We start from the raw sequence: 24,608 nt of genomic DNA, 5'->3' as shown, positions 1-24,608 counted from the left end.
TGAATTAATCCTAAAAACGGTAAATGGAGTTGACAGCACTCCTCATTACGGCGAAAATATCCGCTATAGCGGACAAAAACAGTTGTTTTGTTCACTATTGCGGACAAAACCGAACAAAGCACGGCGTAAAAGGAGCGATTATGAAAGCGAATACTCAACGTTGCATCTCCGGTGGACGTGTGGTGTCGTTGTTCGTTGCTCTTGCCTTTGTGGTTGCTTTCTACGGTGGAGGAAGCGTCGCTGCTGCGTCTGTGAAGTCCGGCGAAAGTGCAGCCCAAACACAGGCAGTGGCAAGTGTTCCGCTGTCGCAGAATCCTCGACCTGCTGTCGGTGAACTGTATGTCGATGGCTTGGTCTTCCGCATTATGCCAGGTGGTACGTCGGTTGCTCTCGTTGGCTGGTATGGCGAAGCGCCCACAGGTGACGTGGTGGTACCCGCGCGCGTGACAAGCGGCGCCGATTCCTACTCCGTAATGCGCATCGGCGCCCCCAATGCAAACGGCTCGGCCGACGAAAAGGCTGCCGACTTGTTTGCCAACACACACGTTACCTCAATTTCCCTTCCCGCATCCATCGAGGAAATTGCCGACGAAGCGCTGTCGGATTGTTCAACCCTCACGCGCATTCTCGTTTCCCCTGATAACAAGCACCTCGCCTCTTTCGATGGCATGCTGTTTACCCATGACTACTCCCAGCTCCTGCTCATTCCGCCGAGCAAGGAGGGCGCTGCCCTCATACCCGACCAGACGGCCCTTGTCCCTGCTTCCGTATTTTCCCGGTGCGGAAGCCTGCTCACCGTCGAAGTTGGAGAGGGCAGCGCCGCACTCTCTTCGCATGAAGGACTTTTGTGTACGAAAAACGGAAAGTCCCTGATTGCGTGTCTGCCGGCCGCTGGTAAGAACGTGGTGCTTCCCGTAAGCGTGGAATCTATCGCCCCTCAGGCGTTTGCCGGCTGTGCGGTTGAGTCCGTAAACGTGCTCGGCCGCGTGTCCGAAATAGCGGACGACGCATTCGAAAAAGCGGCGAAGACAGCTGTGATAACGGTGACCGAAACAGAAGACGCCGCAGCGCACAAGGCCGTATGGGAAGCCGCGGGCTTTTCGCGTTTCGTCACGCCCGGCGAACCAGCTGAGCCAAGCGCCGCGGTGGCGAAACAGCCAAGCGCAACTCCAGCGAACTCCGATAACGCAACACCACTCGCCACCTCCCAAATTCGCGAAACAGCGAAACTGCTCCCTGGAGTCTACCTCGCGAATGCGCGCAGTACTTTCGCTCCTATCAGTGTGACGGCACCTCTCGCTGTCACCTTCGGCGATGGCAACGGCTACGACATAGCAAATCCTGCTAAAAGCATTGTCTCGACGGGTTATTTTGAAAACACAGGGCGCAATGCGGTGAGACTCGCAAGTGTCACCAGCACTAATAAAGGTATTGATCAGGTGCTGCAAGCAAAGGCGTCAGCGCCTACGCTTGACACTCAGAAATTGTTCAGCGTCTATCCCAGCAGTGACATCTCGAAAGTGGTGGACTTTGGCTATAACGATCAGGTAGAAGTGGCGGCTTCCGATCGTAGTGCCTTTGCCATGGAGGCAAACAATAAATTAGCTTGCACCTACCGCCTGAACCTCGACAATGCCGAGGTGAAAGAGGGGATTGCCGACAACGGCATGAGCGTGCTGCCGCTTGCTACTGTTTCTTGCTTGTTCGAACTTGTTCCTGGTCAGGGTAAGGAAGACGACAACTTCTATCTCAAGGACAACAAAAGTGGCATGGTGTACAGCCTGGCCGAGGTCAAAACTCACGCAAATGACCTGTCGGCGAAGGGTGAGCAGTCTATCTATCGCGCTCTATACGACGGCTATGTTGCTGACGAAACCGCGTATACCTGTCGGACGAAATGGGGCGAAACGTACTACGACGTGCGCGTGATTGGCGTTAACCACGACAAGAAAGCAAGCGGTACAGGAACCGCAGGTCTCACATTCCAGTTCACGAATCTGTTGAATAGTGAGTACCGAATGAAGGCTGAAAACGTGAGTGAAGGCGGCTGGGGAACGGCCGAATTGAGAATAAGTATGAACGAAGGGGAGATTTGGGCGATGGTTCCGTCCGATTTGCAAGAGGTGATTGAGCCTGTCGTCAAAGAATATGGATTTGAAAGAAACATGACCACCGATGGTTTGCGCACCTCGAACGATAAGCTTTTCCTTGCGAGTTATTTTGAGCTGACGGGTTCGGTAGACAGTCGCTGGCTGCTGAAGGAATGGCTGGCTGGTGAAGGAAAGCAGTACGAATACTGGGTGGGCAAAGTTGAGAACAACTATGGACCAAATCCGAACCTGATAAAAGGATATCAGTCCGATCCAAAGACACCGGTTCTCTGGTGGGAGCGTTCCATTTTCCCTGATACTGATACCCATTTCTTCCGTGTGATCCATGATGGTAACCCCAGCAATAACGGAAGCGCGAGCGCTCCGGGTGGCATCTGTCCCTGCTTCTGCCTGTGATCTGGGAAGGACGGCTGCCTTATGCCACGCTGGTTACACATATATAACGTACGCGCCCGCGCGCTCATTCTAACGGCAAGTGCGCTGGTGGTTGCGCTTGTGCTGCCGGCGTCCGCCCTGGCTGCGAATGATACGCAGCTGGGCCTGCGCGTCACCGACTCGTCCCAGTTCCAGGGCGCGACCGACCCCTCCACGGGTCAGCCCGGCGGCATCCAGCTGGGCATTCGCGTGACGGACTCGGCGCATCCGGTGCCGCTCACGGTGCAGGTGACGTACGACGCAAACGGCGGTTCGGACGTTCCTTCCGAAACCGTTCGCTACAACCAGCAGGCAACAGAACCGGCCAACCCTGAGCGCGATGGCTACCGGTTTGTCGGATGGTTCACGCAGCCTTCCGGTGGCGTTCGCTACGATTTTTCAACGCCGGTAAAGCAGGACCTGGAGCTATACGCCCAATGGACAATGACTATCGCGTTCGCCGTGCCCACCGCAGCCACCGTTACGGTTGATGCCACCGGCACCGTCACGGGCGACAATGTATCTTTCGTCTCCTCCACGGTGGCGCCGCTGAAGGTGAGCGCCGTCATGAGTGAACAGTTGGAAGGTGCCGCAGCGTTGTTCCCCGAACAAGCAGTGCGTGTCGGCGTGAAAACGGTGCTCACGCCTTTGGCGGGCGCAGGTGCCGAAGTGCAGGTGCCGCTGACATCCGCCGACGGGGTGGCGGCAAACTTCCTCATTCCCCAGCGGCAGGGTGTGCGGCAGGGTGAATTCGCGGTGAAGTTCGCCTTGTTGCTGCCGCCGGACGCACACCTTGCCTACCTTCCCTCTGAGGTTGAGGTTGCAAAGCTTACCTACACGATAGGTCTTGCTTCTTCGTAAGTATTCGCGTCCCCTTTACGCCACCCACCCCTGATAAAAAGCCAGTTTAACAACCCAACCGCTTGTCGAAATCCATCAGAAATGGATAGTCGCAGGTGGGGTGAATTCGCTTGTGTCTGGGTTGCTTGTTATTCGCCTGTCATAGGTTTGTTCTATTGTCGCAGGTCGCTTTTCATAGGACGCGCGCCGGCCGCTCGCAAAACCCCTGGTGGCGTAAATCTACCATATATTGTTGTTCACCATTTTTTGAACTTCAACATATAGATAACGGGCATTGACGACCCTCGGCCGTGCTGGTAGGGTGAAAGCCAACCGAAATCCCCGACCGATTGCCCTGTTCGTCGCATCCTCAGATGCCTGGTTCAGTGCGGTCGGCGAGCGGGACACGAAACGCAACACGGTAAAGGAGCAAGCATGTACGAGGTTCAGAAGCGCGACGGCACAATCGCCGATTTCGACATCGCGAAGATCTCGGCCGCCATCGCGAAAGCGTTCGACGCACTGGAAAAGCAGTACCATCCGTCTACGATCGACCTTCTGGCCCTCAATGTGACCGCCCACTTCGAGCCGAAAATCAAAAACGGCATTATCAGCGTGGAGGACGTGCAAGACAGCGTGGAAGAGGTGCTGTCCACCGCCGGATACGCCGACGTGGCGAAGTCCTACATCCTGTACCGCCGCCAGCGCGAAAAGGTGCGCAACGCCAAAGCCACGCTGCTCGACTACAAGGACCTTGTGGATCAGTACGTCAAGGTGGAGGACTGGCGCGTGAAGGAGAACTCCACGGTCACGTACTCCGTCGGTGGCCTCATTCTGTCGAACTCGGGCGCCATCACGGCAAACTACTGGCTCTCCGAAATCTACGACGACGAGGTGGCGAAAGCCCACCGCGACGCCGACATTCACCTGCACGATCTGTCCATGCTGACGGGCTACTGTGCGGGGTGGTCGCTCAAGCAGCTCATTCAGGAGGGCCTCGGCGGCGTGCCCGGCAAAATCACGTCCAAGCCGGCCAGCCACCTGTCCAGCCTCTGCAACCAGATGGTGAACTTCCTCGGCATCATGCAGAACGAATGGGCCGGTGCTCAGGCGTTTTCCAGCTTCGACACGTACCTCGCGCCGTTCGTGAAAGTGGACAACCTCACCTATGAAGAGACGAAGCAGTGCGTAGAGTCGTTCGTGTTCGGCGTGAACACGCCCTCGCGTTGGGGCACGCAGGCGCCGTTTAGCAACATCACGCTTGACTGGGTGTGCCCGCCTGACCTGCGCGAACAGCCGGCCATCGTGGGCGGCCGCGAAATGGACTTCACCTACGGCGACTGCAAGCGCGAAATGGACATGGTGAACAAGGCGTTCATCGAGATCATGATTGAGGGCGACGCGAACGGCCGCGGCTTCCAGTACCCCATTCCTACGTACTCCATCACGAACGACTTCGACTGGAGCGACACGGAGAACAACCAGCTGCTGTTCGAAATGACAAGCAAGTACGGCACGCCCTATTTCTCGAACTACATCAACTCCGACATGGAGCCCTCTGATGTGCGCTCCATGTGCTGCCGCCTGCGCCTTGACCTGCGCGAACTGCGGAAGAAGTCCGGCGGGTTCTTCGGCAGTGGCGAATCGACGGGCTCCATTGGCGTGGTTACTATCAACATGCCGCGCCTGGCGTATTTGGCTGCCGATGAGGCCGATTTCTACAAGCGCCTCGATCATCTTATGGACGTGTCTGCGCGTTCGCTGCACACGAAGCGCCAGGTTATCACGCGCCTTTTGGACGCCGGTCTCTATCCGTACACGAAGCGCTACCTGGGCACGTTCGAGAACCACTTCTCGACGATTGGCCTGGTGGGCATGAACGAGGCGTGCCTGAACGCGAAGTGGCTGCGCGTCGACATGACGCAGGAGCCCGCGCAGGAGTTCACGAAGGCCGTACTCAATCACATGCGCGACCGCCTGGCCGACTACCAGGAGCAGTACGGCGATTTGTACAACCTGGAGGCTACGCCGGCCGAGAGTACCACGTACCGCTTCGCCAAGCACGACAAGGAGCAGTTCCCGGATATTATCACGGCCAACGAGCAGGGCAAACCGTACTACACGAACTCGTCGCACCTGCCGGTGAGCTACACCGACGACATTTTCAGCGCGCTTGACGTGCAGGACGAGTTGCAGACGCTCTACACGTCCGGCACCGTGTTCCACGCGTTCCTTGGCGAGAAACTGCCCGACTGGAAGAGTACGGCCACGCTGGTGCGCAAGATTGCCGAGAATTACAAGCTGCCGTATTACACCATGTCACCGACATATTCCGTGTGCAAGAACCACGGCTACATTGCCGGCGAGGTGTACGAATGCCCCTGCTGTCACGAGGAAACTGAGGTGTACTCGCGCATTACCGGTTACTATCGCCCGGTGAAGAACTGGAACGATGGCAAGAGCCAGGAATTCGCCGACCGCGTGGAGTACGATTTGACGCATTCGCACCTGACGCGCGCCGGCGTGCAGGTGGCTGCTGCGGCCGAGAAGGCTGGTCAGGCGGGTACTCATGTGACAGTGCCTTCTGAGGTGGAAGCCGTGGAGCTGCCCGAAGGTGCTGCGGTTGCTCTGGGCGAGGCTCCTGCGTTGGGTGGCGTTGAGGCGCCGTCGCGCAGCTCGCTACCTGCGGGTCTGTATCTGGTGGCCACGCGCACCTGCCCCAACTGCAAGCACGCCGCTCTGCAAATGGACGAGGCCGGCATTGCCTACGAGGAACTTCTGGCCGAAGAAAACGTTGAACTGGCCCAGCGCTACAACATTATGCAGGCCCCGACACTGCTTGAAGTGGGTGCGGATGGCACCGTGTCCGTCACTGCGGGTGCCGCGCCGGTATTCCAGTTCATTAACGAGACGAAAATGCAGCTAACCGCCTAATTCCCGGCGCGCAAGCACCGGCACAAGACGAGAGGGCGCACCACAACCACAACCGCACCCCACGCATTCACACCAACAGCAAGCGCCCACCCCCGGGGCCGGATCGCAAGATCCGGCCCCGGGGTTTTTATAAAGCATGCGCATGGTAGGTGGGTAAATCTACGTAGTTACTCCGTGATCTCGGTGATGGTGTAGAGGGTGGGGTTGATTTTTTCGGGATTTTGCTCGTACCAGGGTTTGAGGCGTTCCTCAATGTAGGCTTCGTAGCGTTCGTCGAACTCGGGGACGGGAGCGATGAGGTAGGACTTTGTTTGTGTTGTGCCGTCCGTGAACGTTGCAGTGAGTGTGAGCGGGGCCTGGGCCAGCAGCTCAGCGAAGCCGCGATGGACAATGCGGCCCAGTTCGTCGTTGAGTGCTTGCACTTCTTCGTCGGATAGTAGCTCGGGGTGCTCGTTGGGGTCAATGCGTGTGGACTCGCCGTCTTTGGCTCCCCTGCTCTCGTGGATGCGTTGCCGCTTTTCGCCGTTCTCAATCAGTAGGGCATTAATCTCGCTCCCGCGCTCGTTCAGGGGGAAGTATGCTACGAGGTTCCGCTGTGTTTCCGCCTTGTCGGCCTCTTGCTGGTCATAGGCAATGGTGAAGCTATCTTGCTGCTCGAAGTCTACCGGTTCGTCGCTGAAGGGGCCGTATATCCAGTTCTCACGTGTGAAGTGAACGCGCTCGCCGCCTATGCTGTAGGTGACGGACTGGATGTTGTTGCCGATGCACGTCAGGTCCAGCGGGTAGCGCACCTGCGCAAACGCCTGGCCGTCGTCTCCGACGCACGCAGGTCCGTCGCCGTCGCTGTGCACCTCGCCGGTTTCCACATCCAAGTCGCCCGCACCCCAGCCGCCGCCCAGGCCGAAGTTGCGCAACGCGAGGGTTGCCGACTGGCCGTTGCTTCCTTCTTGCTCAGCCGCATAGGCAGCCAGCGTGAAGAAATTGCCGGTTGCGGGAACCATACTTGCGCCGTTGTGGGTGGGCGCATTGTTGGGCAGGTGCACTAAACCGCTGGCGAAGGCCAGCCCCGCCATCAGCACCACCGCACACGTGCCAGCGGCAAGGCCTCGCACCACGGGGTGACGGCGCGGTGCGGTGCGGCGTGCAGGTTGCGGCTGCGCCTGGTGGGCGTCCGGGGCAGTAGCCGCGCGCATAACGCTCTCACGGACGCTTTCAGGCAGATCAACGTTGTTCATCAGCGAGCGATATTCGTTCATAGCTGGTTGTTTCATGAGGAGCCTCCTGTTCTAAGTCGAGGCGGAGTTTCGTTCGTGCGCGGTGCAGCCGCGTGCGCACAGTGATAGGGTTGCAGTGCGTAAGCCGCGAGATGTCCGCAACGGGGTACCCTTCGAAATAGTGCAGATGCACAACAAGCCGCATCTGGTGGGGAAGCCGCTGCACGGCCTCCCATACATCGCTTTCCATCAGTTGCTGCATCGGTGCCGCGAGGTTCGCCAGCGCCGGTGCGGTCGTATCGGTGGCATCTACCCGCCGCTTCCACACCGATCGGTGCAGCTCACGGCACCGATTCACGGTGACGCGAATAAGCCACGCCTTCAAGTGCTCGTCATCCTGAAACGGCGTTGTGTCGTTCAGCAGCCGCAGAAACACATCCTGTGCCACATCTTCCGCATCCTGCGGCGAGCACGTCTGGCTGAGCGCCAACCGATACACCAGCGCCCCATGACCATCCATGGCTCGCTCCATAAACGCTGGCGATCTCCTACAAAAATCAGCCATAACCTCACCTCCTCGCCACCAACATGCCCCAGCCCCCCAAATAGTTCCCAGAAAGCAAAAAGTTTTTCGAAAGCCTCTCAAAATAATATAAGTAATAGAATCATTATTAATACAAAACGAACAGCTTAAAGTTAAGAAATTAAGGTAAACACTCACATAAACTGGGTTCGTGTGAGTGTTTACCTTAATGGAACATAGAGATATTGGATCAGTGAAGATAAAGTGCGCTTCGCTTACACGCCGCGGAGTTGGGTGTTAGGGACGTGGTGGCGGAGGTCGGGAAGTAAGGCTTCGAGGTCGGCGGGGTCCCAGGGGTGGAGGGTGTCCAGGCCAGCGAGTACGTTTTCTGTGTCGACGAAGCTTTGGAGGTACCAGGCGTCTGCGCCTTCGATGTCACGCGCGAGGGCGCGCAGGTCATCGGCGGTGTGCAGTTCGCGCACAACGGTGGTGCGGAACTCGTACGGCACCGCGCCCGAGCGCAGGTAGTCAAGGGAAGCGCGCACCGGCGTGGTGTCGAATGCGGGCACCCCAGCAGTTTCGGCATAGCGCGCCAGCGTGTTCTTCATATCCATGGCAACGTAGTCCACGAGGCCTGCTTCCACCAGGTCGCGCAGCCGGTCGGGGAAGCTGCCGTTCGTATCCAGCTTCACGGCGAAGCCGGCCTGTTTTATGCGCGCGCAGAAGTCGGCCAGTTCAGGGTGCAGCAGCGGTTCGCCGCCCGTGATGCACACGCCGTCCAGCAAGCCATGTCGCTTATCCAGGAAGGCGAAGAACTCCTCAACAGGCACTTCCGGCGTTTCCGCCGCGCCGCCTGCGGTTACTAAATCCGCATTGTGACAAAACGGACAGCGAAAGTTGCACCCCGGCAAAAACACCGTCGCCGCCGTACGCCCCGGAAAATCCAACAACGTAAGCTTCTGCAACCCCGCTAATTTCATGTGATGCTTCCTCACAGACGAATGGGAGCCCGACTTGAACCGGGCTCCCATTCATCATAGTTCGGATGCTGTGTTATCGCAAACAATCCCGCTAGACCACTTCTTCTATGGTGTAAAGCACGGGGCGGTCGGGAGCAGCTGTGCCTTCACCGTCAAAACGTGTGTCAAGGTAGGCGCGATACGCTGTTTCGAAATCGTCCACAGGGGCAATGCGATACGTCTTTGTCTGCGTGGTGCCGTCGGAGAAGGTTGCAGTGAGGACAAGCCTCGCGTTTGCCATGATTTCGGCATCATGCTGGGCGAGCGCCAGGTCAAGCCTATCGGACGCTTCTCGAATAGGCGCGAGTTCGGCTTCACTCAGGGAATCTCGGGGAGTCTTGTTCTGTGGGTGGGCTGCATTCAGCTTATCCCAAAGTGCTTTCTGGGCGTCGTCGAGCAGATAGTTCAGGTAAATCTCATGGTGCACGGCTTCAGCGGTGTCGATGTCCTGTTCGGAGTAGTCAACGGTGAACGAATTGTTGTTGTCGCCCTTTGCTCCTGTGATAGTTGGGCCGTCGGAAGTTGCGCCACTGCCCTCGTAAGTAAGCTCCCAGTTGAAGAACTTCACACCCTCGCCTTGCAACTCGTATGTCATCGACGTCACGTTGTCGCCGGTGCACGTAAGGTCAAGGTTGTAGGAGCGCGACGCTTTCGCCTGGTTCAAATCGGTTTCGCCCGTATCGGAATGGAAGACGTATCCCACGCTTGAGCGCATGATTAAGAAGTCTTCGGCGGAAAGTGTAACCGGGCCGTTTGTCTGATCAGTCCCTTCGTCGGCAAAAGCGGTCATCTGGAAAAAGTTATCTGTAGGAGCGCTCACAATTCCGCCTCCTTGGCCAAGTGCGGCGCTTATCGGTCCTGCAGCCAGCAGTCCAACGCCTATCAGGAGAGCAGCGCAAGCGGCTACGGCAAGCTTGCGGTACCGGAAACGCTTGACAGAAAAGGTGGGCGCGTTGGTGGATGTATCTGTAGAAGTTACAGGGGTGGCCGTCTGTTGGTTGCGGGCTTGTTCAAGAACCTTATCGGGAAGATGAGCAGGCGCTTTGACGTCCTTCATCATCTCGCCGAAGCGGTTCAGGGGGTCGTTGGTCATGGTCAGCCTCCTCTCTGAAGGGGATAATAGGGCAGGGTTGGTGTGTGGTGCTGCTCGGCGATGGCCGAGGTCTGGTTGCGGCAGTCGGGCTGGGTTTGGCGTTTCCGCGTTCGCCCAGCAACTCTCTTACGCGGGCTCGGGCTCGGTGGAGCCAGGTGCGGGCGGTGGCGGGCTGGCAACCGAGAAGTTCGGCCACCTCGTCGGTTGAGTATCCCTCCACGTAATGCAGGTGCACGGCAAAGCGTTGGCTGTCGGGCAGCTGGCCTACGGCATCCCACACGTCCGCATCTTCGGCGTTGTGCGCTGGAACCGCCGGCGAGTCGCGCTCGGGGTCCAGCTCCACGGTGCGCTGCTTCCACCCAGATTTTGCCAGGTCATGACACCTATTCACCGTCACCCGCAAAAGCCACGCCTTCACGTGCTCGGCGCTTTCAAACACCGTCGCATCGTTGTATAGACGCAGAAACACGTCCTGATACACGTCCTCGGCATCGGCGCGCGACCGCGTGTGGCTCAGCGCCAGCCGATACACCGCGTCACCCCAATCAGCCATGGCCTGCGTGAGAAACGCCTCGGTGCGGGGCCCCGCACCCTGTTGGTTAGGCATGTTCTCACCTCCTCGACCAAGCATACGATCAAGCAACCCCAATTGTTTCAGAGGATAGCGAAATGGCCGAAAAGAAGCGCCGCGCCACCGTCAAGCGCGTCACACTATACTGAAGCCCCGGCCGAGTGGGTCGACCGGGGCCAAGTGCACATCGCGGTAATTACTGAAGCGCACCCACTTGGATGGCTTTTCCCTCGGGTTCGCCGGCCAGGCCAGCATAGACGAAAACGAGGCTCGGGTTGTTTAGCGTTTCGTTCGGTACCACGTTGAGAACGGAGAACTGGTGTGTTTCGCCAGGAGCCATGGTATGGAAGTAGTAGTCTGACCTCCATGTTTCTCCAACGTGGTCGCTGCGCCAAAGGGGGCCGTGCATGTTGATATGGTTGGCGCGGTAGCCATCCCCCTCTTTCTCAAGCGTCGCGAAAACGCCGTTGCCCAGGAATTTCCCACTTTCTTCACCGCTCGTATTTGTAAGCGTCATGGTAAATAACACGTATGAATAGCCATCCGAAAGCTTGCCGTCTGAAGCGATGGTGTAGCCGTCAGATACAACGATGGTATTCGTATCGGCATCGTATTGTCCGCCGCTTCCCTCATAGTACACAATGAGGTCGGCTATCCCCATGCCTTCGGGCAATGTTTCCAAGCGCTCAACGCTATCGAACGTGGTCACAGTGCCGTTGCCATCGTCATAGCTTGTGCCGAACTCGGACAAGTTTTCACGCGGGATGAACGGCCCCGGTGGCAGAGAGGACGCTGCTGCTCGCTGCTCGTTGGTGGGTTCTGGCGGCGGATCAAGTTGGCGCGGCTGCGTGAGCGGTGTGTCCAAGTAGGGATACGACGCCTCACCACAGGGGAAGGGCTCTTCGTTCGTTTCGTTCACCAGGCCATACAGTGTGTGAATGGAGGCAAAGCCGTTGTTGCGGTCTTCTATGACCTGATTTAGGGTTCGTTCAGGAACCTCAATAATCTCAGGCACCAGTTCTTCCACGTGGTTAATGCCATCGGCTGTGGTAATGATGTTTGCCTTAAAGTCGGCTGCGTGCAAGTCAATCACCTGCGTGGCGCACGTGCCGTCCGCAAACGTCACCGTGACGGTGAGCTGTGCGCCGTCAAGCGTGTCAAGCGCCCGATTGATATTAGCATCAGGATAATAATTGTCAGGATTATCGGGATCGTAGGCCATCATGTCGAACGGCTCGTTCGTCCACAAACCAAAGGCATAGTTGCTCATGTCCGTTTCGGGTTCGCTCACAACGTCGGTATCGATAGTTGCACCCAAGCGTTGGTAAAGGTTCACCTTGCTTGTGCGGCTGGGGTCGTTGCGGTCTTTCCCCACGTTCTCTTCGCCTTCATGAATAGTGCCATAATAGGGCACGCCCGCCACATAGTCATATTTTTTCAGGTAGTCACCCTGGCCAATCTTGTACCATTTCCACCCGTTTGCTTCTCGCGCAAATTCGGGGTCGCTTTCGCGGCTGAATACCTTGCTGGTCACGCGGTAAAGCTCACCCTTCGACACATTCGCCTGAATGCGTGTGATTTCCTTCTCGGAACTTTCCACGCTGAATACGCAGCCCGAGTAGAAGCCCTCGTTAGCGTATTCGTCGGCTTGGACGGGAATCATGCGCTGCGTTTCGGTTTCGCAGTTGAAGAAGAGCGCCCCTTGGGAGCCCGAGGGCAACAGCGTGTCATCCATTGCCCCATAGGCCTGCACGGCGAAGGGGGAGGTGCCTCCCTTTCCTACAAAGGTAGAGTTCGGGCCGGAAAGTACTGGCATCGCAAGGGAGATGCCCACGATGCCGACTAACAGCACGAGACAAGCAGCAAGAGCGAACTTGAACGAGGGGGATCGTTTGGCGCGCGGCTGGTTGAAGCCGCGGCTGGACGCGCTTTCTGGCTCTGTGTCATTTGCGGTGGGGTGATGTATGTCGTCTTCGTCGGCGGCCGCCCGTTCATCGTCGGCTTGTTGCAGCACGGCGTCAAGCAATTGGTTGGACGCTTTCACCTCCCTCATCTTCGAAGCGTAGAGAGTTAGAGGATCGATGCTCATAGTGGGCCTCCTTTCCAAAAGGCGACGGTTGGGCTGTTGAAATGGAAGATTCCAGATGATCCAGGGTTTCTCGCAAGCAGGCGCGGGCACGATGGAGGCGCGTGCGCACCGTGCTGGGGTTAGCGTTGGTTATGCGGGCAATTTCGTCGGTGGTGTAACCTTCAACGTAGAACAGGTGCACGACCGTACGCAGGTCAAAGGGCAACTCACCCACGGCCGCCCACACGTCGGTTTTCATGAGGTCAACGGGTTCTGCAATAAGCGAGTGACGTTCTTCAAGCGGTACATTGCGTTTCTTCCATCCTGTGCGTCCCAGGTCAAGGCACCGGTTGATGGTGACGCGGAGCAGCCATGCCTTCAAATGCTCATCGTCGTTGAATACGGTGTCGTTCTTGAGCAGTCGTAAAAACACATCTTGGAACACATCTTCAGCATCGCTGACGCTGCGCGTATGACTCAAGGCCAGCCGCAACACCGTATCGCCCCAACGTCGCATAGCGTTTTCAATAAACTCGTTCGAGCGTATATGTTCAGACACAAATTTTCACCTCCCTGACCATAACACGGATAGGGCAAGGCAATTGTTCGCGGGAAAGTTGAAGGGGTGATAAAAGGGGGCGCTGTCTTGGTGTGGGGCGTGAGGGCGAACGTGCGGTCGCCCCGCGCTTCGTCCTTTTGCCGGTGGCGGGGAGGGGGTGGGCGCGTGGGGGTGTTCGTCGTGACAGCGGCGGTGGATTGTGGGACAATGGAAGGCGACACAAACACTTCTCGCATGTTAGGTATGAGTATCCATGTCTGCCCAGTTCAACATTAAAGCGGCCGATCCGGCCGCCGTCGCGCGCATCCAACAGGGGCTGGGGCTTCCGCGCTTTGTGGCCGCCACCTTGGTGGCGCGCGGCATCAGCGAACCCGCCGACGTGCGGCGCTTCCTGGAACCCTCGCTCGATCGCGATTGGCTTGACCCCTACACCATCCCCGGGCTGTCGGAGGTGGCCGACGCGCTGGAGGCCGTCATGCGCGCGGACGGCCGCATTCTCGTGTTCGGCGACTTCGACCTCGACGGCATCTCCGCCACTTCCGTGCTCACGCGCGGGTTGCGGGCGCTGGGCGCACATGCTACGCCGTTTATTCCCCGGCGCTTCGAGGAAGGCTACGGCTTGACCGAGGCCGCGTTCAAGCGCGCGCGTGAGCAGCGGCCGGACTTCATTGTGACCGTGGACTGCGGCATCGCTTGCAAGGTGGAGGCTGCGGCCATTGTGGAAGCGGGCGTGGGGCTGGCCATCACCGACCACCACGAGCCCGTCGACCTCGTACCCGAGGGCGTGCCCGTGGCCGATCCCAAGTGCGACGCCACCTGCGAAAGTTCCATCTTGGCCGGTGTGGGCGTGGCGCTGAAACTGGTGCAGGTGCTGGGCGGGCGCTTCGGCTATCCGCATTTGTGGCGCAGCTACACCGACCTGGCCACGCTGGGAACGGTGGCCGACCTTATGCCCATGCGCGGCGAAAACCGCGCGCTCGTGGCCGACGGCATCTGCCGCATGAACGACGGCCCGCGCCCCTGTATCGCGGCGCTTCTGGGTTCGAGCGGCGCGGGCGACAAGCCGGTCAGTGCCACGAACCTCAGCTTCTCGCTCATTCCGCGCTTGAACGCCGCCGGTCGTATGGGCGACGCGCAGCTGGCGCTCGACCTGCTGATGACCGACGACTTCGACGAAGCGTGCCGCTTGGCCTCGCAACTGGAAGCGGTGAACGACCAGCGTCGCACCATAGAAGCCGAGCTGTCCGAGATCGCGAAAGCCCAGGCTGCGGACATCTACCACGGCCAGCGAGCGCTCGTGGTGTCGGGCGAAGGCTGGCATGAAGGCGTGAAGGGCATTGTGGCCAGCCGCCTGGTGAATACCTACGGCGTGCCCAGCATGCTGTTCACTATTGATGGTGACGAAGCGCGCGGGTCGGGCCGCAGCGTGGGTCAGGTGAACCTGTTCAAGGCGGTGGAAAACGCTTCTGATCTGCTCACACGCTTTGGCGGACACGACGCTGCCGTAGGCGTAACGCTGCCGGCCGACAAGCTGCCCGAGTTCTCGCAACGCCTGTGCGCCTACATGGACGAGCTGCCCGAAGGCGCCTTCCACCCGCTCATTGAAATTGACACGTGCGTGGCGCTGGACGAACTCTCCCTGGAAAACGTGGAGAAACTGGACGCGCTTGCGCCGTTTGGCCAGGAAAACCCCGTGCCGTGCTTCCTCGCGCGCGACGTGACGCTGACGAACTGCCGCGCCGTGGGTGCCGAGAAGAACCACTTCTCGTGCGCGCTGTCCGACGGAAGCGCCACGGTGGCGGGCATCATGTTTCATTGCACGGACATTGAGGCGCTTATGTGCACCGACAGCGTGGTGAACGCCGCGTTCGAGGTGCAGATTGATGAATGGCGTGGCCGCCGCACGGTGAAGGCTATGCTGCAATCGCTCGCGCCCGCGCGCACGTGCGGTGCGCTGGAGGCGTGCCTGAACCCGGAGAACCTTTCCTTTGTGGCCGATCTCTACGCTACGAGCGATGCCGAACTGTGCGCCGACGCCGTGCACTGCCCCGAAGACGTGGAGGCCTACGAGGCCGCCCTTGCCGCCAACCGTTCGGCGTGGGAGCGCAAGGCGCAGGATGACCCGGCGGGCCTTGAGGCCGATGTGGTGCGCGCCATCATCGGGGACGGCGCTTTGCATGAGTCGCAGCGCGTCGTGCTTGATCATTTGGACGCCGGCCGCTCGGTGCTGGCCGTTATGGCTACGGGTCGCGGCAAGTCGCTCACGTTCCAGGTGCACGCCGCGTGCCGCGCCCTGCGCGACGGCGCGGCCAGCCTCTTTATCTACCCGCTGCGCGCGCTGATTGCTGACCAGGCATTTCACCTAAATGAGGCGCTGCATTCGTTCGGCATTGCCGTGGCGGTGCTCACGGGCGAAAGTGCGCCGGAGGAACGCCGCCAAACGTTTGCGGGTCTGGCCGACGGCTCGGTGGATATCGTGCTTACCACGCCGGAGTTTCTGGGCTTCCATGCCAGTGAGTTTGCCGCATCCGGGCGCATCGGGTTTGTGGTGGTGGACGAGGCGCACCACATTGGCCTGGCGAAAGCGGGTCAGCGCCCGGCGTATTCTGCCATCGGCCGCTCCATCGCGCAGCTGGGCAGCCCCACGGTGCTGGCGCTTACCGCCACGGCCGACGACAACATCGCGCGCGACATTCGCGCCGCCCTGCCCATCGACGAGCTGGTGCTGGACGAAACCGTGCGCGCCAACCTGGGGCTGGACGACCGCCGTAACCTCAAGAACCGCGACGACTACCTGGCGAATCTCATCGCCTCGGGCGAAAAAACCGTCGTGTACGTGAACTCGCGCGAACAGTCGGTGTCGGTGGCGCGTGCGCTGCGCAAGCGCGTGCCGCAAATGGCGCCGCTCATCGGCTTCTACAACGCCGGCCTCACGCGCGCTGAACGCACACGTGTGGAAGAGTTGTTCCGCACCGACGCGCTGAAGGTGCTCATAGCCACCTCGGCCTTCGGCGAAGGCGTGAACATCCCAAACATTCGGCATGTGGTGCTGTACCATTTGCCGTACAACGAGGTGGAGTTTAACCAGATGAGTGGCCGTGCGGGCCGCGACGGCAGCCCAGCGCAGATTCACCTGCTGTTCGGCCGCAATGATGCGGGCATCAACGAACAGGTGCTGCGCGACATGACACCCGACCACGATTGCCTGGCACAGGTGTATCGTCGCCTGCGCGCCGTTCAGCGCCAGCATGGCAACGAGTTTTTCTGTCTGAGCAACGCCGATTTGGCGCAGCTGGCCAGCGAGGGCGGCCACGTGGTGAGCGCCGCATCTGCCGCGTGTGGCGTGGCCGTGTTTCGCGAACTGGGGCTGGTGGAAACGCACACGGCCTACGCATCCGGCGAGGTCACACGCTCAATTCGCGTGGTTGATACCAACAGCAAGGTGGAGCTCACCGACAGCGTGCGCTACCGCGAGGGCCTGGGCGAGCGCGCCACGTTCGACGCGTTCCGCGACTGGGCGATGGGCACCGACACGGCAAGCCTGCACGTGCGCGTGTCGCGGCCCATTTTGCCAGGCTGCTAGGGAAAAGAAAGGAGGCGCACGCTATGGGCAAGGCCGACCGCAAACGCGAAGAACTGCTGGGAGAGCCACTTGAGCAGTCGTCGCGCCGTCAAACGGTGGAAGACGAGCTGCTGGGCCGTCCGCATGTGGCCGAGAAGGCGTTCGCTTCCGAAGCGCGCACCGATGGTTCGGCACGGCGCACCAACACGCCGGAAGAGCGGTTCCTGGAACTGCAAAAGCTCACGTCAGCGTATCTTTCTGAGCCCGATCAGGCACTGCTTGCGAAGGCGTTCCAGTTCGCCAGCGAGGCGCACGAGGGCCAGTGTCGCAAGAGTGGCGAGCCCTTTGTGGCGCACCCCGTTGAGGTGGCGCTCATTCTGGCCGACCTCCGCATGGACGTGGAAACGCTCTGCGCGGCGCTTTTGCACGACACCGTGGAGGACACTGCTACCACCACCGACGAGGTAGCAGCCCAGTTCAATGAGCAGGTAGCGCAGCTGGTGGAAGGCGTTACGAAAATCACGCGCATCGAGGTGGAAAGCCTCTCCGACGAGCAGGCCGCCACCATTCGCAAAATGTTCGTGGCCATGAGCAAGGACATTCGCGTCATTGTTATCAAGCTGGCCGACCGCCTGCACAACATGCGCACGCTGGCCGCCCTGCGCGAGGATCGTCGCATCTTCAAAGCGCGCGAAACGCTGGAAATCTACGCGCCCATCGCGCACCGCCTGGGCATCAACAACATCAAGTGGGAACTGGAAGACCTGTCGTTTTACTACCTTGAACCGAACAAGTACAAGCAGGTCAGCCGCATGGTTACGGAAAGCCGCTCCGAGCGCGAGGGCTACCTGGACCAAATCATCAACATCCTGCACGACGAGATGGAAAAGGTAAGCATCACCGCCCAAATCATGGGCCGCCCGAAGCACCTCTATTCCATCTACCAAAAAATGACGAAAAAGGGCAAAGGTTTCTCCGAAATCTACGACCTCATTGCGGTGCGCATCATTGTGAAGTCGGTGAAGGACTGCTACTCGGCACTCGGCGCGGTGCACACGCTCTGGCACCCGATGCCCGGCCGCTTCAAAGACTACATTGCCATGCCGAAGTTCAACATGTATCAGAGCTTGCACACCACGGTCATCGGCCCGGCTGGGCGGCCGCTTGAAGTGCAGATTCGCACCGAGGACATGCACCGCCAAAGCGAGTACGGCGTGGCGGCGCACTGGCGCTACAAGGAGAAGGGCGGCAAGGGCGGCGACGCGCTTGACCAGCAGCTGGCGTGGCTGCGCCAGATGGTGGACTGGCAGGATGAAACGCAGGATTCGCGCGAGTTTCTGAAGGACCTCAAGGTGGATCTCGCGCCCACCGAGGTGTTCGTGTTTACGCCAAAAGGCGAGGCCATGAGCCTGCGCGCTGGCTCCACGCCGGTGGACTTCGCCTACGCCATCCACACCGAGGTGGGCAACCACTGCGTGGGTGCGAAGGTGAACGGCGCCATTGTGCCTTTGACCTACGAGCTGCAGCTGGGCGACCGCGTGGAGGTGCTCACGCAGAAGAGCGCCACGCCGTCGCGCGACTGGCTGAGTATCGTGAAAACGCCGAGCGCGCGCAGCAAGATTCGCTCGTACTTTAGCCGGGTCAGCCGCAGCGACGACTTGCAGAACGGCCGCGACAAACTCACGCGTGAAATGCGCAAACACGGCCTGGGCATCTCCAGCGCCCAGTCGATGCGCGCCATCAAAACGGTGGCCGAGCACCTGGGCTACAAGGACGCCGACGACATGCTGGTGAACATCGGCACGGGCAAAGAAAGCTCGCAGCACGTGGCGAACCGCCTGTTGAAGATCCTGGTGGACAAGGGTAACGAGGCTGACGAGTCCCCCGGTTTCGGCGCGTCGGACATGTCCACGGGCAAGTTGCCCCCCATGCTCACCAGCGTCAAGCGTCCGAAGAAGCACGAGACGCACAGCTCCAACGGCGTGGTGGTGAAGGGTATCGACGACGTGCTCGTGCGCCTGTCGCGCTGTTGCAACCCCGTGCCGGGAGACCAAATTCTCGGCTTCGTGACGCGCGGCCGCGGCGTGTCGGTGCACCGCGCCGACTGTCCGAATGCGCAAGACCTCATGACCGAGCCCGAGCGCATCATAGAGGTGTCGTGGGAAAACGAGCCGTCGAAGAGCACGTCGTACCAGGTGGAAGTGTTCATTGAGGCGCTCGACCGCATGAACTTGTTGCGCGACGTGGCCATCCTGCTGTCCGAAATTGGAGCGAACGTGCTGTCATCGTCCACCACCTCGCACCGCGACGGCATGGTGGAGATGCGCTTCTTGTTCCAGGTGTCGGATGTTGGCCACATCGATCTCGTGCTGAACAAACTCCGCGGCATAGAAGGAGTCTTTGATGCCCGCCGCATGCTCCCCGGCGAGAGCGCCAAAAAGAAGAAATGATTGTTCCGCTGGCTTGTCAGCCAGCGGAACGGGCCGACGCTGCGGCTTTTCGTGGCACCCGATCTTGGCGCTTTTTCGCTTACCCTCTCGTGCGAAGCACGCTCGGCCGCGAAACACGCCAATATCGGGCACCACGAAAACCCTCGCTGACGTTGGTGGACCAGTACTTCGATTTTTAACTGAAAGGAACTTTATGTCTCATACTATTCCTGGAACGTGCGTGTCTGTTGAGTACTTGGTGCTTGGCATGCTGGAGAACAATGTGTATATCATTTCCGACGGGTCGTCCGTTTTTGTGGTGGATCCGTCGTGCGAGCCTGATCGTATCATGAAGGCGCTCAACGGGCGCGTGCCCGAGGCTATCGTGCTGACGCATCGTCATTTCGATCACGTGGGTGCTGCGGAAGCGTTGCGCGAGCGCACGGGCGCTCCGGTGGTTGCCTCTGTGGTGGACGCACCGATGATCTGCGGCGACGAGCCCACGCCGCTGTCCGACCGCCCCTTCACCCCCTGTCCGGTTGACCGGGTGCTGAAAGACGGCGAGACGTTCCAGGTAGGCAGCATGCCCTGGAAGGTCATTGCCACGCCCGGACACACCCCCGGCGGCATGTGCCTGTACCTTGACGCGCGCGATGGCTCCAACCCGAAAGGTGCGCCCGTGCTTGTGTCGGGCGACACCCTGTTCGCCGGCTCCATCGGCCGCACCGACTTCGCCGGCGGCAGCCTGAAGCAGATGCGCGCCTCCCTGAAACGCCTCGCCACCCTGCCCAACAACACGAAAGTCCTCCCCGGTCACGGCCCCACCACCACGATAGGAGCCGAACGAGGCCCCGTCTTCGCCCGCTTTGCGTAGAAAAGTGTGTGCCAGAAGTAAGGTGGCCTAAGCGATAGGTTTTGTCAGAATTTCCCAGAAGTAAGTAGGCTCGGGCGATAGGTTGGGCGAGATTTCGCGAAGTGTTCTCGCACAGCCTATCGCCCGAGCCTGTCGCAGGTTGAACTCAGGTTGAACTCAGGTTGATCAGCTCAAACTACTCGCCAGACAGGTTCTTCCTTCTCATCACCAGCGCTCCCACCAAGCACACCAGAGACAGCAGTCCAAATCCCGCAAGCCCCACCACATTCGATCCAAAAGCCGCCATAGATGCCGCCAGCACGAGAGGCGGGAAGAAGCCGCCCAGCCCTCCCCACATGGACACGAGACCGTTGGCCGGCCCCGCCTGTTCCATAAAGTAGGTGGGCACCAGCTTAAACACCACGCCGTTGCCGATGCCGCAGGCCACGCTCACCAGGTAGATGCCCGCCAGATACACCGGCAGCCCCGGTGCCACCGCCAAAACCACGGCTCCCGCCGCCAGCGTACCAAACACAAAGGCTAGCAGCCGCAGGCAGTCCATGCGGTCGGCCAGCCATCCGCCAAGGATGCGCACCGATGCTGCCGCCACAATAAACACGCTGGTCAGCATGCCGGCCGTCACGCCATCAAGCCCGTAGTGCGAGGTTAAGAAGTTCGGCAAATACACCGTCAGCGCCACAAACGCACCAAACGTCACAAAGTAAAACAAGGAAAGCAGCCACAGCCGCGCATCTTTTGCCACGGTGCGCATCTGCTGCAGCAAAGGTGTTTTCACGCGCGGTTCGTCGCGGTCGCCCAGCGCAAGGTTCACCACAAATGCGCAGGCTAAAAGCACGATATACAGCTTCACTGCTACGCGCCAGTCCCACGCGACGGCCGCCAGCGGCGCCAGCCAGGTGGTGAGTGCCGTACCCATGTTGCCGAACCCGTACACGCCGTTCACAAACCCATGCCGCTCGCGCGGATAGTACTTCGGCAGCGAAGTCACACCCACGGAAAACACGGCTCCGCCCACGCCAAGTAGCACACCGCCCGCGATAAGTTCCTGCCAGCTGGTCGCTTCACTGATAAGCCACACGGGAACTAAGAGCACGGCAAAGCTGGCCAAGAACACCGTTCGCGCGCCCACAAGGTTCGTCAGATACCCCAGCGGCACGCGCAACACCGAACCCAAAATCACCGGCACCGCGGTAACCAGCGCCACCTGATCTGTGGGAATGGCAATATCCTGCTTGATGAACGGCAGCAGCGACGACAGAATAACCCACACCATGAAGCCAACAATAAGATCGGCCGTCTGCAACGGCAACTGAATGCGCTTCTTCATGCGTGGCCTTTCCCCCTCATCTCGCCCAACGCTGATTTTCCGATGCCCGCATCGCTCGCCCGGTAATCCTACCGGCATCCTCAAGTTTTAGCAACCCGCAATCTGAACCCAGGTTCGGAAAGGTGGCTTTACCGGAATTTTACCTAATGGTGTGTCCGTCGACGTAAAAAGCGGGTGACGTCCCCTCCTCCGTGTCAGATTTACGTTAAACTGATGCCCGCTGGGCTTTTTTGCGGTTTTGTCGAAAGAGGAACCTGTGACCATCGAGTGGGCTACGTTTATCGCCGAGCTGGCCTCCAATCCCATGCTGGTGGCGGTGACCTTGCTCAATATCGGCGTTATCGTCGTCAACGGCGCAACCGATGCGCCGAACGCCATCGCTACGGTGGTCTCTACGCGGGCCATGAAGCCCAAGTGGGCTATCGTGATGGCCGCCATCTGCAACTTTGCAGGTCTGCTTTTGGTGTCCCTGGTAACATCTGCAGTTGCGCACACCATCTTTAGTATGGTCGATTTCGGCGGGGATGCGCAGCAATCCCTTATTGCCCTGACGGCGGCCATGATTGCCATCATCGTGTGGGGTGTGGCTGCGTGGTACTTCGGCATTCCCACGTCGCAGAGCCATTCGCTCATTGCCGGCCTCACGGGCGCAGCCATTGCGCTACAGGGTGGCTTCGGTGCCATCAACGGCGCGGAGTGGATGAAAGTGGTGTACGGCATTCTGCTGTCCACGCTGCTGGGATTCTTTTTGGGCTGGCTCAACTACAAAATACTCGGGCGCGTCTGCCGCGACATGAACCGTCGCAGCACGGCGCGCTTTTTCCGTTGGGCGCAGGTGGCCTCCGGTGCCGGTGTGGCGTTCATGCACGGCGCGCAGGACGGCCAGAAGTTCATGAGCATTTTCGTGCTTGCTATCACGCTGGCCACGGGCGTGGGTCAGGCCGATCAAATGGTGCTTCCTATCTGGCTGATGTTCCTGTGTGCGCTGAACATGGGCCTCGGCACGGCGGTGGGCGGCGAGCGCATCATCAAAAGTGTCGGCGTCAACATGGTGAAGCTGGAGCCGTTCCAAGGGTTTGCGGCCAGCTTCTCCACGTTTTTCTGCCTGATGTTGTCCACGTTTGCGGGTTTGCCCGTGTCCACCACACATACGAACACGACGGCCATCATGGGTGTCGGCGCTGCTAAAAACGCGAAGTCGGTCAAGTGGGGCATTGCGGTTGACATGGTGAAGACGTGGGTTTTGACGTTTCCCGGGTGCGGCCTTTTGGGGTTCGCGTTCGCCCATCTGTTCTTATTCTTCGTATAGGAGGTTCAACGAACAATGAGCAAAAAGGTAAAGTTTGATTACTTCGACGCATTTGAGAAGCAGACCGAGGTGGCGGTTAAAGAAGCCGAGCTGCTGATCAAAGCCATCGAAGGCTTCACGACGGCCGAGAACACACTCGACGTCATGAGGCGCGCGCACGCGCTGGAGCACGAGGGTGACGAGATCAACCATGCCATCTTCAAAACGGTGGCCACCGATTTCATCACGCCCATCGATCGCGAGGACATCATTGAGCTCGCGCAGTTTTTGGACAACATCATCGACTACGTGGAAGACGTCATGCAGCGCTTCTACATGTACGACGTCCACTTCATGCACAAAGACGCGCACGAGTTTGCCCTGCTCATCAAGAAGAGTTGCGAGGCCCTGCACCGCGCCATGGAGGACTTCCGCAACTTCAAGAAGTCGAAGAAGTTCAAGCAGCTCATCATTGACGTGAACACCTATGAGGAAGAGGCCGACGAGCTGTTCCTCCACGTCATCCGTAGCCTGCACACCGAGGACTGCGACAACCCCATGCGCGTGCTCGTGTGGACGCAGATCTTCGACCGCATGGAAAAATGCTGCGACGCCTGCGAACACACCGCCGACATCATGAATACTATTCTCTTGAAAAACGTTTAGTGTTGGGGCGGTAACAAAGGCTACGTTCCTGCCAGGTTGATCGTAGGGCAAGGGCTCTGCCCTTGCCGTCAACTACGTTTGACCTGGCAGGTTTTGTCTTTGCTGAGCGGCAAGGGTAGAACCCTTGCCCTACGATCAACCTGTTACGCCAACCGGTGACATTTAAGAACGTGGCTCGAAGGGGTCGCGGGGCTTTTCTTCTTCGGGGGTGCCCAGCAGGCGGTGCAACTCTTCTCGGTCGATGACTATGCGGTCGCTGGGGTCGCTGGCCTGGGGTTCAGTGTCTTGTGCGGGCGCCTCGGGTGGCACTTCAGCGGTGCGGCGTTTGCGCGGGGGAGGAATCTCGCCGTTCATACGCTTCCAGAAGTAGGACAGTTTCGCGTAGGCCTTGCTGCGTTCCTTGTCGCGCTGCACCTTGCCTTTCGGCGGGCGCACGCGGCGGGCGACTGACTTCACGGGGCGCGCCACGGCGTTGGTTACCACATCGGAGTAGTCCTTCGGCGGCTTGGTGCTCCAGCCAAAGAAGAGCGAAGCGTAGCGAAGCCCCAGTACAATGGCCACACACGCGAACGGCGCGTAGCTGTCGAGGATGTGGTTTTGCTTCATGAGTGCATACACCGTGGAGCCGATGAGTGCGGCCGAACCGTACAGCGCGCCGGCCTGGAATGCCTCGGGCTCGCGGTTCATGAACACGTCGCGCAAAATGCCGCCGCCCACAGCGGTGACCGTGCCCAAAATGATGGACGGCACAATGTCCAACTGGGCCGAAAGTCCCTTGCCCACGCTGATCACGGCCCAGAGCGCTACCGAAAGGTTGTCCAGCAGCGCCACCACGGGGTCGAGGTAGGTGGCCAGCTTGCCAAAGTAGAACACCACCACACCCGCCGCCGCGCACGCCAGCAGCAATTCGGGCTTCTGAAAGGCGTAAATGCCGTAGTTCTGCATGAGCAGGTCGCGCATGATGCCGCCGGCGAGACCGGCGGTCAGCGCGATGCATACCACGCCGAAAATGTCGTAGCGCGCCCGCACCGCGCTCATGGCACCGGACAAACCGCCGGTCAGCGCAGCGGCCAGCTCCAGCCAAAACGGGACGGCGAGGACAACTTCCAGCATTGG

The 24,608-nt window shown here is 59.5% G+C and carries 17 protein-coding genes; 8 read left to right on the top strand and 9 right to left on the bottom strand.

The features are described 5' to 3' along the window. Positions 1–140 precede the first annotated feature (140 nt). From QNJ86_RS03305 to QNJ86_RS03295, 3 genes are all read left to right on the top strand, one after another. Entirely contained in the window at positions 141–2,507 is a 2,367-nt protein-coding gene (locus QNJ86_RS03305; RefSeq protein ID WP_283831162.1) for a DUF6273 domain-containing protein, read from the top strand. Between the two features lie 21 nt (positions 2,508–2,528). Beyond that, a complete protein-coding gene (locus tag QNJ86_RS03300) occupies positions 2,529–3,386 on the top strand; it encodes an InlB B-repeat-containing protein (protein WP_283831161.1) in 858 nt (285 codons plus the stop codon). Positions 3,387–3,800: 414 nt separating this feature from the next. Further along, positions 3,801–6,299 (top strand): ribonucleoside triphosphate reductase, encoded by a 2,499-nt coding sequence (locus tag QNJ86_RS03295; protein ID WP_283831160.1) that lies wholly within the window; start codon positions 3,801–3,803, stop codon positions 6,297–6,299. Between the two features lie 167 nt (positions 6,300–6,466). Here the strand turns inward: QNJ86_RS03295 and QNJ86_RS03290 are convergent, their stop codons facing one another. From QNJ86_RS03290 to QNJ86_RS03260, 7 genes are all read right to left on the bottom strand, one after another. Further along, positions 6,467–7,570 carry a hypothetical protein gene (locus tag QNJ86_RS03290; protein ID WP_283831159.1) on the bottom strand — a complete coding sequence of 368 codons (1,104 nt, stop codon included), beginning with the start codon at positions 7,568–7,570 and terminating at the stop codon, positions 6,467–6,469. Beyond that, a complete protein-coding gene (locus QNJ86_RS03285; RefSeq protein WP_283831158.1) occupies positions 7,521–8,033 on the bottom strand; it encodes an RNA polymerase sigma factor in 513 nt (170 codons plus the stop codon). The genes QNJ86_RS03290 and QNJ86_RS03285 overlap by 50 nt, the downstream gene beginning before the upstream one ends. A gap of 278 nt (positions 8,034–8,311) precedes the next feature. After that, positions 8,312–9,016: an anaerobic ribonucleoside-triphosphate reductase activating protein gene (locus QNJ86_RS03280; protein WP_283831157.1), complete on the bottom strand. Its 705-nt coding sequence runs from the start codon at positions 9,014–9,016 to the stop codon at positions 8,312–8,314. A gap of 91 nt (positions 9,017–9,107) precedes the next feature. Further along, positions 9,108–10,148, bottom strand: coding sequence for a hypothetical protein (locus QNJ86_RS03275; RefSeq protein WP_283831156.1), 1,041 nt, complete (start codon positions 10,146–10,148; stop codon positions 9,108–9,110). After that, entirely contained in the window at positions 10,075–10,755 is a 681-nt protein-coding gene (locus tag QNJ86_RS03270; protein WP_283831155.1) for an RNA polymerase sigma factor, read from the bottom strand. The genes QNJ86_RS03275 and QNJ86_RS03270 overlap by 74 nt, the downstream gene beginning before the upstream one ends. A 160-nt stretch (positions 10,756–10,915) precedes the next feature. Beyond that, positions 10,916–12,808 carry a hypothetical protein gene (locus tag QNJ86_RS03265; protein WP_283831153.1) on the bottom strand — a complete coding sequence of 631 codons (1,893 nt, stop codon included), beginning with the start codon at positions 12,806–12,808 and terminating at the stop codon, positions 10,916–10,918. Continuing rightward, positions 12,738–13,346: an RNA polymerase sigma factor gene (locus QNJ86_RS03260; RefSeq protein ID WP_283831152.1), complete on the bottom strand. Its 609-nt coding sequence runs from the start codon at positions 13,344–13,346 to the stop codon at positions 12,738–12,740. The genes QNJ86_RS03265 and QNJ86_RS03260 overlap by 71 nt, the downstream gene beginning before the upstream one ends. A gap of 253 nt (positions 13,347–13,599) precedes the next feature. On the opposite strand from QNJ86_RS03260, the gene recJ reads away from it, so the two are divergent. The 3 genes from recJ to QNJ86_RS03245 all read left to right on the top strand — a co-directional run bounded on the left by recJ (position 13,600) and on the right by QNJ86_RS03245 (position 20,211). Next, complete coding sequence (recJ, locus tag QNJ86_RS03255; protein ID WP_283831151.1) at positions 13,600–16,929, top strand: single-stranded-DNA-specific exonuclease RecJ; 3,330 nt, start codon at positions 13,600–13,602, stop codon at positions 16,927–16,929. 23 nt (positions 16,930–16,952) lie between these two features. Then, complete coding sequence (locus QNJ86_RS03250; RefSeq protein WP_283831150.1) at positions 16,953–19,358, top strand: RelA/SpoT family protein; 2,406 nt, start codon at positions 16,953–16,955, stop codon at positions 19,356–19,358. A 193-nt stretch (positions 19,359–19,551) separates the two neighbouring features. Continuing rightward, positions 19,552–20,211, top strand: coding sequence for an MBL fold metallo-hydrolase (locus QNJ86_RS03245; protein ID WP_283831149.1), 660 nt, complete (start codon positions 19,552–19,554; stop codon positions 20,209–20,211). 175 nt (positions 20,212–20,386) lie between these two features. Here the strand turns inward: QNJ86_RS03245 and QNJ86_RS03240 are convergent, their stop codons facing one another. Continuing rightward, positions 20,387–21,538: a nitrate/nitrite transporter gene (locus QNJ86_RS03240; RefSeq protein ID WP_283831148.1), complete on the bottom strand. Its 1,152-nt coding sequence runs from the start codon at positions 21,536–21,538 to the stop codon at positions 20,387–20,389. A 256-nt stretch (positions 21,539–21,794) separates the two neighbouring features. On the opposite strand from QNJ86_RS03240, the gene QNJ86_RS03235 reads away from it, so the two are divergent. Then, positions 21,795–22,847: an inorganic phosphate transporter gene (locus QNJ86_RS03235; protein ID WP_283831147.1), complete on the top strand. Its 1,053-nt coding sequence runs from the start codon at positions 21,795–21,797 to the stop codon at positions 22,845–22,847. Between the two features lie 15 nt (positions 22,848–22,862). Further along, entirely contained in the window at positions 22,863–23,492 is a 630-nt protein-coding gene (locus QNJ86_RS03230; RefSeq protein ID WP_283831146.1) for a DUF47 domain-containing protein, read from the top strand. Between the two features lie 162 nt (positions 23,493–23,654). Here QNJ86_RS03230 and QNJ86_RS03225 read toward each other — a convergent pair whose 3' ends face one another. Next, positions 23,655–24,605: a trimeric intracellular cation channel family protein gene (locus tag QNJ86_RS03225; protein WP_283831145.1), complete on the bottom strand. Its 951-nt coding sequence runs from the start codon at positions 24,603–24,605 to the stop codon at positions 23,655–23,657. Positions 24,606–24,608 lie beyond the last annotated feature (3 nt).

The organism is Gordonibacter faecis (assembly GCF_030077735.1).
Classification (GTDB): Bacteria; Actinomycetota; Coriobacteriia; order Coriobacteriales; family Eggerthellaceae; genus Gordonibacter; species Gordonibacter faecis.
The sequence above is the reverse complement of the archived record's forward strand: the minus strand, read 5'-3'. Positions and strand labels throughout refer to the sequence as shown.